Source organism: Yokenella regensburgei ATCC 49455 (assembly GCF_000735455.1).
Lineage (GTDB): Bacteria > Pseudomonadota > Gammaproteobacteria > Enterobacterales > Enterobacteriaceae > Yokenella > Yokenella regensburgei.
In genome coordinates, this window is the sequence record NZ_JMPS01000087.1 from 256044 (window position 1) to 267462 (window position 11419).

General features: G+C 55.6%; 10 protein-coding genes and 1 tRNA gene. 7 read left to right on the forward strand and 4 right to left on the reverse strand.

What is annotated here, in order from left to right:
* Nucleotides 1-11 precede the first annotated feature (11 nt).
* The 6 genes from modF to gpmA all read left to right on the forward strand — a co-directional run bounded on the left by modF (nucleotide 12) and on the right by gpmA (nucleotide 6915).
* Nucleotides 12-1481: a molybdate ABC transporter ATP-binding protein ModF gene (gene modF, locus GYRE_RS22990; RefSeq protein ID WP_038258833.1), complete on the forward strand. Its 1470-nt coding sequence runs from the start codon at nucleotides 12-14 to the stop codon at nucleotides 1479-1481.
* A gap of 213 nt (nucleotides 1482-1694) precedes the next feature.
* Entirely contained in the window at nucleotides 1695-2711 is a 1017-nt protein-coding gene (gene galE / locus GYRE_RS22995) for a UDP-glucose 4-epimerase GalE (protein WP_038258834.1), read from the forward strand.
* A gap of 13 nt (nucleotides 2712-2724) precedes the next feature.
* A complete protein-coding gene (gene galT, locus GYRE_RS23000; RefSeq protein WP_006819095.1) occupies nucleotides 2725-3771 on the forward strand; it encodes a galactose-1-phosphate uridylyltransferase in 1047 nt (348 codons plus the stop codon).
* A gap of 2 nt (nucleotides 3772-3773) precedes the next feature.
* A complete protein-coding gene (galK, locus tag GYRE_RS23005; RefSeq protein ID WP_006819094.1) occupies nucleotides 3774-4925 on the forward strand; it encodes a galactokinase in 1152 nt (383 codons plus the stop codon).
* Nucleotides 4915-5955, forward strand: a complete 1041-nt coding sequence (galM, locus tag GYRE_RS23010; RefSeq protein ID WP_038258835.1) for a galactose-1-epimerase — start codon at nucleotides 4915-4917, stop codon at nucleotides 5953-5955. The genes galK and galM overlap by 11 nt, the downstream gene beginning before the upstream one ends.
* Before the next feature lie 207 nt (nucleotides 5956-6162).
* Complete coding sequence (gene gpmA / locus GYRE_RS23015) at nucleotides 6163-6915, forward strand: 2,3-diphosphoglycerate-dependent phosphoglycerate mutase (protein WP_006819092.1); 753 nt, start codon at nucleotides 6163-6165, stop codon at nucleotides 6913-6915.
* 84 nt (nucleotides 6916-6999) lie between these two features.
* On the opposite strand, the gene aroG is transcribed toward gpmA, so the two are convergent.
* The gene (gene aroG / locus GYRE_RS23020) at nucleotides 7000-8052 is read right to left on the reverse strand and encodes a 3-deoxy-7-phosphoheptulonate synthase AroG (RefSeq protein ID WP_038258836.1); all 1053 of its coding nucleotides are present in this window, start codon (nucleotides 8050-8052) and stop codon (nucleotides 7000-7002) included.
* A gap of 212 nt (nucleotides 8053-8264) precedes the next feature.
* Between aroG and zitB the strand changes: the two genes are divergently transcribed.
* Entirely contained in the window at nucleotides 8265-9203 is a 939-nt protein-coding gene (gene zitB, locus GYRE_RS23025) for a CDF family zinc transporter ZitB (protein WP_038258838.1), read from the forward strand.
* Here zitB and pnuC read toward each other — a convergent pair.
* From pnuC to GYRE_RS23040, 3 genes are all read right to left on the reverse strand, one after another.
* Nucleotides 9200-9919, reverse strand: coding sequence for a nicotinamide riboside transporter PnuC (gene pnuC, locus GYRE_RS23030; protein ID WP_038258840.1), 720 nt, complete (start codon nucleotides 9917-9919; stop codon nucleotides 9200-9202). The genes zitB and pnuC overlap by 4 nt on opposite strands.
* A gap of 58 nt (nucleotides 9920-9977) precedes the next feature.
* Nucleotides 9978-11018, reverse strand: a complete 1041-nt coding sequence (gene nadA / locus GYRE_RS23035; protein ID WP_038258843.1) for a quinolinate synthase NadA — start codon at nucleotides 11016-11018, stop codon at nucleotides 9978-9980.
* 235 nt (nucleotides 11019-11253) lie between these two features.
* Nucleotides 11254-11329 (reverse strand) — tRNA-Lys (locus tag GYRE_RS23040).
* Nucleotides 11330-11419: the final 90 nt, after the last annotated feature.

Consider the following 11419-nt stretch of genomic DNA (forward strand, 5'->3'; position numbering starts at 1 on the left):
CGGGATACATCATGTCATCATTGCAGATTTTGCAAGGCACGTTTCGCCTTAGCGATACCAGAACGCTGAAAATCGATAACCTGAGCCTGCGCGCTGGCGAAAGCTGGGCGTTTGTTGGCAGCAACGGCAGCGGCAAATCAGCGCTGGCGCGGGCGCTGGCCGGAGAGCTCCCCCTGCTTTCTGGTTCACGTGAATCAACCTTTAACCGGGTCACCCGCCTGTCGTTTGAGCAGTTACAGAAGCTGGTCAGCGATGAGTGGCAGCGCAATAACACCGACCTGCTGAGTCCCGGTGAAGAGGATACCGGGCGCACCGCCGCCGAGATTATTCAGGAGGATATTCACTCCCCCGAGCGCTGCGCGCTGCTGGCTGAACGCTTCGGTATTACAGGCCTGTTGAATCGCCGCTTTAAGTACCTCTCCACCGGCGAAACCCGTAAAACGCTGCTCTGTCAGGCGCTGATGTCCGAGCCCGACCTGCTGATCCTCGATGAACCTTTTGACGGTCTGGACGTTGCCTCCCGTCGGCAGCTCGCCCTGCTGCTGGAAACACTGAACAATGAGGGTTATACCCTCGTGCTGGTGCTCAACCGCTTTGATGAAATTCCTGAATTTGTTCCGCAGGCCGGTGTGCTTGCAGATTGCACGCTTAGCGAAGCCGGTGAGAAAAAGACGCTGCTGGAGCAGGCGCTGGTCGCACAGCTGGCGCACAGTGAGAAGCTCGATGGTATCACTCTGCCCGAGCCCGATGCGCCCGCAGCACGCCTGTCGCTCCCGGATAATGCCCCGCGTATTGTGCTAAATGATGGCGTGGTCTCGTACGACGATCGCCCGATCCTCAACCACCTTAGCTGGCAGGTTAACCCCGGTGAACACTGGCAGATTGTTGGCCCTAACGGTGCCGGAAAATCGACGCTGCTGAGCCTGGTGACCGGCGATCATCCCCAGGGTTACAGCAATGATTTAACCCTGTTCGGGCGCCGTCGCGGCAGCGGAGAAACCATCTGGGATATCAAAAAACACATTGGTTATGTCAGCAGCAGCCTGCATCTTGATTACCGGGTGAGTACGACGGTGCGTAACGTTATTTTATCGGGCTACTTTGATTCTATCGGCATTTATCAGGCCGTTTCCGATCAACAGCAAAAGCTGGTACAGCGCTGGCTTGCGATCCTTGGGATGGATAAACGTACCGCCGACGCACCGTTCCATAGCCTGTCGTGGGGACAGCAGCGGCTGGCGCTTATCGTCCGTGCGCTGGTCAAACACCCAACGTTGCTGATTCTGGACGAACCGTTACAAGGGCTCGATCCACTCAACCGCCTGCTGGTACGTCGCTTTGTGGATGTACTGATTGGCGAAGGAAAAACGCAGCTGCTGTTTGTCTCTCATCACGCTGAAGACGCGCCGGAGTGTATCACCCATCGGCTTGAGTTCGTCCCTGAAGGTAACAACTACCGCTACGCTATCGGCCGGCGTTAACTTACGGCACGGCACCACGGAGGCATCTCGCCTCCGTTTTTCAGATAAAGGGCATCTCTCTCCCCTCTATACCTTGTTTTATAATGAGAAAATCTCTGCTACAAGCGTTGGTAAATTTAGTGTAAACGATTCCACTAATATATCCCATGTCACACTTTTGACTTCTCTGTTATGCTAGGATTTTAACATACCATATGCCTAATGGAGCGAATCATGAGAGTACTGGTAACGGGTGGTAGCGGTTACATAGGAAGCCATACCTGCGTGCAGCTGCTGCAACAGGGTCATGACGTCATCATTCTTGATAATCTGTGTAACAGTAAGCGCAGCGTCTTGCCGGTGATTGAGCGCCTGAGTGGTAAAAGCGCCACGTTTGTTGAGGGTGATATTCGCAATGAAGCTCTGATGACGGAGATTCTGCACGATCACGCGATTGATACGGTGATTCATTTCGCCGGTCTGAAAGCGGTGGGCGAATCCGTCGCCAAACCCCTCGAGTATTATGACAACAACGTCAACGGCACTCTGCGACTGATTGCCGCTATGCGTGCGGCAAACGTTAAGAACTTCATTTTTAGCTCCTCCGCGACCGTCTACGGCGACCAGCCGAAGATCCCATACGTAGAGAGCTTCCCGACCGGCACCCCGCAAAGCCCTTACGGCAAAAGCAAGCTGATGGTAGAGCAGATCCTGACCGATCTGCAAAAGGCACAGCCAGACTGGAGCATCGCCCTGCTGCGTTACTTCAACCCGGTTGGCGCACATCCATCGGGAGATATGGGGGAAGATCCGCAGGGTATCCCGAATAACCTGATGCCGTATATCGCCCAGGTGGCGGTTGGCCGCCGTGAGTCTTTAGCCATTTTCGGCAACGACTACCCGACAGAAGACGGCACCGGCGTGCGTGACTACATCCACGTGATGGATCTCGCCGATGGCCACGTGGCCGCCATGGAAAAACTGGCCGGGAAACCGGGCGTACATATCTACAACCTTGGCGCCGGAGTGGGCAGCAGCGTACTGGACGTCGTGAACGCATTCAGTAAAGCCTGCGGCAAACCGGTGAATTACCATTTCGCACCGCGTCGCGACGGCGACCTGCCTGCTTACTGGGCTGATGCCACAAAAGCAGACCAGGAGCTGAACTGGCGCGTGACCCGCAACCTTGAGCAAATGGCGCAGGACACCTGGCACTGGCAGTCCCGTCATCCTCAGGGCTATTCAGACTAAGGAACCGAACGTAATGGAGCACTTTAATCCCGTCGATCACCCGCACCGTCGCTTTAACCCGCTGACGGGTCAGTGGATCCTCGTTTCCCCGCACCGCGCGAAGCGTCCCTGGCAGGGGGCGCAGGAAACGCCAGCAAAGCAAACGCTGCCGAACCACGATCCCGACTGCTTTCTGTGTCCGGGCAATACGCGTGTCACGGGTGATAAGAATCCGGATTATCCGGGTACCTATGTTTTCACTAACGACTTTGCGGCGCTGATGACGGATACGCCGGCAGCGCCAGAAAGCGATGACCCGCTAATGCGCTGCCAGAGCGCACGTGGTACCAGCCGCGTGATCTGCTTCTCTCCCGACCACAGCAAAACGCTGCCGGAACTGAGCCTCAGTGCGCTGGAAGAAGTAGTTAAAACCTGGCAGCAGCAAACCGCCGAGCTGGGGGAAACCTGGCCGTGGGTGCAGGTTTTTGAAAACAAAGGCGCGGCGATGGGGTGCTCCAACCCTCACCCACACGGCCAGGTGTGGGCCAATAGCTTCCTGCCGAACGAAGTGGAGCGCGAAGACCGTCTACAGCGCGAGTACCACCAGCAGCACGGCACACCAATGCTGTTCGACTACGTGCAGCGTGAGCTGGCAGACGGTAGTCGTACGGTAGTGGAAACCGAACACTGGCTGGCGGTGGTGCCCTACTGGGCAGCCTGGCCATTTGAGACCCTGCTGCTGCCGAAAGCGCACGTCCTGCGCATCACCGAACTCACCGACGCGCAGCGCAGCGACCTTGCCCTGGCGTTGAAAAAGCTGACCAGCCGCTACGACAACCTGTTCCAGTGCTCTTTCCCCTACTCGATGGGCTGGCACGGCGCACCGTTTAACAATGACAGCCACGCGCACTGGCAACTGCACGCCCATTTCTACCCGCCGTTGTTACGCTCGGCCACCGTGCGTAAATTTATGGTCGGTTATGAAATGCTGGCGGAAACCCAGCGCGATCTCACGGCAGAACAGGCGGCTGAACGTCTGCGTGCCGTCAGCGATATTCATTTTCGCGAGTCCGGAGAATAACAATGAGTCTGAAAGATAAAACCCAATCCCTGTTTGCCGAAATTTTCGGCTACCCTGCAACTCTTACAATCCAGGCCCCTGGCCGCGTCAATCTGATTGGCGAACACACCGACTACAACGACGGCTTCGTTCTGCCCTGCGCCATTGATTACCAGACGGTTATCAGCAGCGCAGCCCGTAACGACCGTATCGTGCGCGTTATCGCCGCCGACTACGACAACCAGACGGATGAGTTCTCACTCGATAAGCCGATCGTCGCCCACGACACCCAGCAGTGGTCCAACTACGTGCGTGGCGTGGTGAAACATCTGCAGCAACGCAACAACAGCTTCGGCGGCGCAGACCTGGTGATTAGCGGTAACGTGCCGCAGGGCGCGGGCCTGAGCTCCTCTGCCTCGCTTGAAGTGGCGGTCGGCACCGTATTCCAGCAGCTGTATCATCTGCCGCTCGACGGCACGCAGATAGCTCTGAACGGTCAGGAAGCCGAAAACCAGTTTGTCGGCTGCAACTGCGGCATCATGGATCAGCTGATCTCAGCGTTAGGGAAAAAAGACCACGCCCTGCTGATTGACTGCCGCTCTCTTGGCAGCAAAGCCGTTTCCATGCCGGAAGGCGTTGCCGTGGTTATCATCAACAGCAACTTCAAACGTACGCTGGTTGGCAGCGAGTACAACACCCGTCGCCAGCAGTGCGAAACCGGTGCACGTTTCTTCCAGCAACCGGCACTGCGCGATGTAACGCTCGAACAGTTTAACGCCGTGGCCCACGAGCTGGATCCGCTGGTAGCCAAACGCGTTCGTCATATTCTGACGGAAAACGCGCGCACCGTAGAAGCAGCAACGGCGCTGGAGAAAGGCGATCTCAAACGTATGGGTGTGCTGATGGCGGAGTCTCACGCGTCCATGCGCGATGATTTTGAAATCACCGTACCGCAAATCGATACGCTGGTCGAAATAGTGAAAGCCGCTATTGGCGACCGGGGCGGCGTGCGTATGACCGGCGGTGGCTTCGGCGGCTGCGTGGTCGCGCTGGTGCCGGAAACAATGGTCGATACGGTGCAGAAAGCCGTTGCCGAACAGTATGAAGCCAAAACCGGCATTAAAGAGACCTTCTACGTCTGCAAACCGTCACAAGGAGCTGGCCGTGCTGAATGAAACTCCGGCGCAGGCCCCCGATGGCCTGCCCTTTCGCCTGCTGACTCTACGCAATAGCGCAGGGATGGTGATCACCGTAATGGACTGGGGCGCCACGTTGCTTTCCGCACGTGTACCGCTTTCTGATGGTAGCGTCCGCGAAGCGCTGCTGGGCTGCGCCAGTCCGGAACAATATACCGACCAGGCCGCTTTTCTCGGCGCCTCCGTGGGTCGTTACGCCAACCGCATCGCCGACAGCCGCTACACGTTCGAAGGTGAAACGGTCACCCTGCTACCGAGCCAGGGCGTAAACCAGCTGCATGGCGGCCCGGAAGGCTTTGACAAACGCCGTTGGCAGATTGTCAGCCAGAACGATACTGAAGTGCTGTTCGCGCTGGAATCAGCCGATGGCGATCAGGGTTTTCCGGGAAACCTCAGCGCAACGGCGCACTATCGCCTGACCGATGATAACCGCATCTCAATTACCTATCGCGCCACCGTTGATAAACCGTGCCCGGTCAACATGACCAACCATGTTTACTTCAACCTCGATGGTACGCAAAGCGACGTGCGTCAGCACAAACTGCAGATCTTCGCCGATCGCTACTTGCCGGTCGATTCCGCCGGGATCCCGCGTGAAGGTTTAAAAGCCGCGCAGGACACCAGCTTTGATTTCCGCCAGGCGAAAACCATCGCGCGTGATTTTCTAAGTGATAACGATCAGCAGCAGGTGAAGGGTTACGATCATGCCTTCCTGCTTTCAGTACATGGCAGTCTGCACCAGCCGGCCGCACATCTCTGGTCGCAGGACGAGAAGCTGCAGCTGAGCGTCTACACGACCGCTCCGGCGCTGCAGTTTTACTCGGGCAATTACCTCGGCGGCACCCCGGCCAGGGGTTCTGAGCACTACGAGGACTGGCAAGGTCTGGCGCTGGAAAGCGAGTTTCTGCCCGACAGCCCTAACCACCCGGAATGGCCGCAGCCAGACTGCGTTCTCCGCCCTGGAGAAGAATACGTTAGCGTGACGGATTACCAGTTTATTGCTAAGTAACAGAAGCCCTCTTTACAGAGGGCTTTTTTTTATTCGCATTGTCGAAAATAGCGCCACTCACAGACAAAAACACAACTGCCAGTTCACAAGCAGCTTACACTCGCACACTATTTTCGCTATGGTTAGGGATAAGCGTTGCTGCGGGCGTTCGCCGGGCAATATAATGAGAATTGTTATCATTCAAAATAATAGCTTGAGGAGTAGGATATGGCTGTAACTAAGCTGGTTCTGGTTCGCCACGGCGAAAGCCAGTGGAACAATGAAAACCGCTTCACCGGTTGGTATGACGTTGATCTGTCCGAGAAAGGCGTAGGCGAAGCAAAAGCTGCCGGTAAACTTCTGAAAGAAGAAGGCTTCAGCTTTGATTTTGCTTATACCTCTGTGCTGAAACGTGCCATCCACACCCTGTGGAACGTGCTGGACGAACTGGATCAAGCCTGGCTGCCGGTTGAGAAATCCTGGAAACTGAACGAGCGTCACTACGGTGCGCTGCAGGGCCTCAATAAAGCAGAGACCGCTGAAAAATACGGCGACGAGCAGGTAAAACAGTGGCGTCGTGGCTTCGCGGTAACTCCGCCGGAGCTGACCAAAGACGACGAGCGCTATCCGGGCCACGACCCGCGCTACGCAAAGCTGAGCGACAAAGAGCTGCCAACCACCGAGAGCCTGGCGCTGACCATCGACCGCGTTGTGCCATACTGGAACGAAACCATTCTGCCGCGTCTGAAAAGCGGTGAGCGCGTCATCATTGCCGCTCACGGTAACTCCCTGCGTGCGCTGGTAAAATACCTCGACAACATGGGCGAAGCCGAGATCCTCGAGCTGAATATCCCGACCGGCGTACCGCTGGTATATGAGTTCGACGAGAACTTCAAACCTATCAAACACTACTACCTGGGTAATGCCGACGAAATCGCAGCAAAAGCGGCTGCCGTAGCAAACCAGGGTAAAGCGAAGTAATCGTTACTTCGAAACAAAAAAAGCGTGGGACCTCCCGCGCTTTTTTATTTGCCTGACCTGTGCACAGCAAGCGTAATAATGCACTTAACCGCGACGCGCTTTCACCGCGTTCGCCAGCATACGCAGCACCTTGTCGGAGTCGTCCCAGCCGATGCAGGCGTCGGTAACGCTCTTGCCGTAAACCAGCGGCTCAGCACCTTCCAGATTCTGGTTACCTTCTACCAGGTGACTTTCAATCATCACACCGATGATCGCATTCTCACCGCCAGCGATTTGACCACACACGTCTTCTGCTACGTCCATCTGCTTTTTAAACTGCTTGCTAGAGTTTGCATGGCTGAAGTCGATCATTACCTGCGGAGTCAGACCGGCTTTTTCCAGCCCTTCTTTAACTTCCGCCACGTGCTTCGCGCTGTAGTTCGGGGTTTTACCGCCGCGCAGAATGATGTGGCAGTCGCCGTTACCGCTGGTATTCACAATCGCCGAATGGCCCCATTTGGTCACGGACAGGAAGCAGTGCGGCGCACCGGCCGCATTGATAGCGTCAATCGCAACCTTAATAGTGCCGTCGGTGCCATTTTTGAACCCAACCGGGCAGGAAAGGCCGGATGACAGCTCGCGGTGCACCTGAGATTCTGTAGTACGCGCGCCAATGGCACCCCAGCTCATCAAATCGGCCAGATACTGCGGGGTGATCATATCGAGGAATTCACCGGCAGCAGGCAAGCCGCTGTCGTTGATTTCGAGCAGCAATTTACGGGCGATCCGCAGACCATCGTTGATCTGGAAGCTGTTATCCATGTGCGGATCGTTAATCAGCCCTTTCCAGCCCACGGTTGTGCGCGGTTTTTCAAAGTAAACGCGCATGACGATTTCCAGCTCGTCCTTCAGCTCTTCACGTAATGCCTGCAGACGAGCAGCATACTCTTTCGCCGCCGCCGGATCGTGAATGGAGCATGGACCAATCACCACCAGCAGACGGTCGTCGTTACCTTTAAGGATCTTGTGGATCGCTTTGCGGGCATGAGAGACCGTGTTAGCGGCGTTTTCAGTGGCGGGGAATTTTTCAAGGAGTGCTACTGGAGGTAATAACTCATTGATCTCTTTGATGCGTAAATCGTCGTTCTGATAATTCATGTTCGTTCCAGTGCTGCCATACTTATGGGAGTGAATGCAATCCTTTCAATCTAACTTGTGATTAAGGAAGTGTAAACCGCCTTTTACACAGCAGCGGGATTATTTCTTCGTAGCCGTTTCAGGCTCCTGAAAGGTGAGCCTTATTTGTATGCGCAACCCGAAAAGATCTGCAATGATATCAGGCATAACGTCAACAATAACAGGACGACACTATGGCGCACTCCCATTCGCACTCCCCGCTTCCGCAGGACGGTAACGCTCGCCGCCTGCTGCTGGCATTCGGCATTACCGCCGGGTTTATGATCATTGAGGTGATTGGCGGCTTCGTCTCCGGCTCACTGGCGCTGCTTGCCGATGCAGGACACATGCTGACAGATGCCGCCGCGCTGCTCTTTGCACTGCTTGCCGTGCAGTTTGCAAGACGCCCGCCGAACACCCGCCACACCTTCGGCTGGTTGCGCTTAACCACGCTTGCTGCGTTTGTGAATGCCATTGCGCTGGTAGTCATCACCATTCTTATCGTCTGGGAAGCTGTTCAGCGCTTTAATCACCCACAGCCCGTTGCAGGCGCTACCATGATGGTCATTGCCGTAGCCGGGCTGTTAGCGAACCTGGTGGCATTCTGGATCCTGCATCGGGGAAGCGAAGAGAAAAACTTGAACGTGCGTGCCGCCGCGCTGCACGTACTGGGGGATTTGCTCGGCTCCGTGGGGGCGATTGCTGCCGCGATTGTCATTATTCTGACCGGCTGGACACCCATCGACCCGATTCTTTCGGTGCTGGTCTCCTGCCTGGTGCTGCGGAGCGCGTGGCAATTACTGAAAGAGAGTGTTAACGAACTGCTGGAAGGCGCGCCACGGGCGATCGATGTTGAGGAACTCAAGCGTAACCTCAACCGCACGCTGCCGGAGGTACGCGACGTACACCATGTGCACCTCTGGCAGGTCGGTGAAAAACCGGTGATGACCTTACATGTGCAGGTCGTGCCGCCGCACGACCACGATGCGCTGCTTGGCCGCATCCAGCATTTTCTGGAGCATCACTACCAGATTGAGCACGCCACCATTCAAATGGAGTACCAGCCCTGTAACGGCCCGGAGTGCCACCTCAACGAGACGCAAGCCAGACCGGGCCATCACCACCACCACTAGCTGGAAAGCGCGCGAGAGCCACGCTCACGCGCGCTCTTAATCCACATCCGGCTGCCGTTGAGTGCAATAAAGGTCAGCAACAGATATTCCAGCGACATCGCGTACACGCCCTGGCGGGCAAAAATCACCACGCTGATGACGTTAATGATGACCCACAGCAGCCAGTTTTCCACATACTTACGGGTCATCAGGATCATCGCCGCAATCGACAACACCATCATGCAGGAATCCCAGAACGGGAAAGCATCGGGCTGTAGCTCTGGCATCGTTACGCTAAGGCCCAACGTCTGCATAATGGTGACGGCAATTCGGGTCAGGAAGGCAAATACCGGATCGATAAACGCGGTCATCAACCCAATGGCCGCCACGCAGGCGACAAACCAGGTAATCGCCTTCGGCAACGGCAACCAGCGGATTTGCAGCTCTGCCTCATGCTGGCTGGTTTGCCGCGACCAGGCGTACCAGCCATAGATATTGGCGGCAAAAAAGAAAAGCTGTAACAGCAGGCTGGCATACAGCTGGATCTGGAAGAAGATAATGGCAAACAGCGTCACGTTTATCAGGCCAAACGCGTAGTTGCTTATCTTCTCAAGGCTTGCCAGCCAGATGCACAGCAGACCGGCTATCGTCCCTACCGCTTCAATCCACGACAGATCATAGCCGCCTGCCCCGACAGGGATGTGTACCAGAATATTTTGCGTGCTAAAGAAATCCATTTTTTACTCCGCAAGGTCGAGCGCTAATACTGCAATACATCATAAACATAGTCAGTTATTAACGTAGTGTAGCCGCAAAGTCGAGCATCCGGTTAAGCGGAATTAACGCCCCCTCACGCAGCGCTGCATCAACATGAATCTCATGGGCTGCCCCACCGCGCTCCAGCCCTTCAGCAATCGCCTGCAGGCCGTTCATGGCCATCCATGGGCAATGTGCACAGCTGCGGCACGTTGCCCCTTCGCCGGCCGTCGGTGCTTCCAGCAGCTCTTTGTCCGGTACCGCCTGCTGCATTTTGTAGAAGATCCCACGATCGGTCGCGACAATCAGTCGCTGGTGCGGCAGGGTCTTTGCCGCAGCAATCAACTGGCTGGTGGAGCCCACGGCATCCGCCATATCGACAATCGACTGCGGTGATTCAGGGTGCACCAGCACGGCAGCGTCCGGATACAGTCCTTTCATTCGGGTGAGCGCCTGAGTTTTAAATTCGTCGTGAACAATACACGCCCCCTGCCAGCACAGCACGTCCGCCCCGGTCTGCTTTTGCACGTAGCTTCCTAAATGGCGATCCGGTGCCCAGAGAATTTGTTTGCCCTGGCTGTCGAGATGCTCAATCAGCTCCACGGCAATGCTGGAAGTCACTACCCAGTCCGCTCTTGCTTTTACCGCCGCTGAAGTATTGGCGTACACCACTACGGTGCGATCCGGGTGCGCATCGCAAAAGGCATTGAACTCAGTTATTGGGCATCCGAGATCCAGTGAGCACTCTGCCTGCAAGGTTGGCATCAGAATCGTTTTTTCTGGACTGAGGATTTTCGCCGTTTCGCCCATAAAGCGAACACCCGCAACCAGCAGCGTTGTCGCCGGATGCTTTGCGCCAAAACGCGCCATCTCCAGCGAATCGGAAATACAGCCGCCGGTCTCTTCCGCCAGTTGTTGAATTTCCGGGTCAGTGTAGTAGTGAGCCACCATCACTGCATTGCGCTCTTTCAGCAAGCGTTTGATTTTATCGCGGTAAAACGCTTTTTCTACCGGATTCAGGGGAGTAGGCTTCGGCGGAAATGGATAGATGGTCGTTTCTGGAAAGAACATTACGCTCATAATGCAGTCTCGTTTTACACGCTTAACAAAATGCCGTTATGTTCGCATCACAGCGACTAATGACGGCCAATGTGTTTTATATGCTAAACAAGATAGCGGATTTCAGCCAGGATGTCGTGCGGTATTTGCCCCCACGGCGAAGCTGGCCAGGCAGAATACGGGTAGCGCATCAGGAAAAGTAGTGGAAGGTAAACGTAGAAAAGCAAAAAAGCGCCTTTAGGGCGCTTTTTCACACTGGTGGGTCGTGCAGGATTCGAACCTGCGACCAATTGATTAAAAGTCAACTGCTCTACCAACTGAGCTAACGACCCCTTTCGGGATGTACTACAAATTTTTCAGGCTGGTGGGTCGTGCAGGATTCGAACCTGCGACCAATTGATTAAAAAGTCAACTGCTCTACC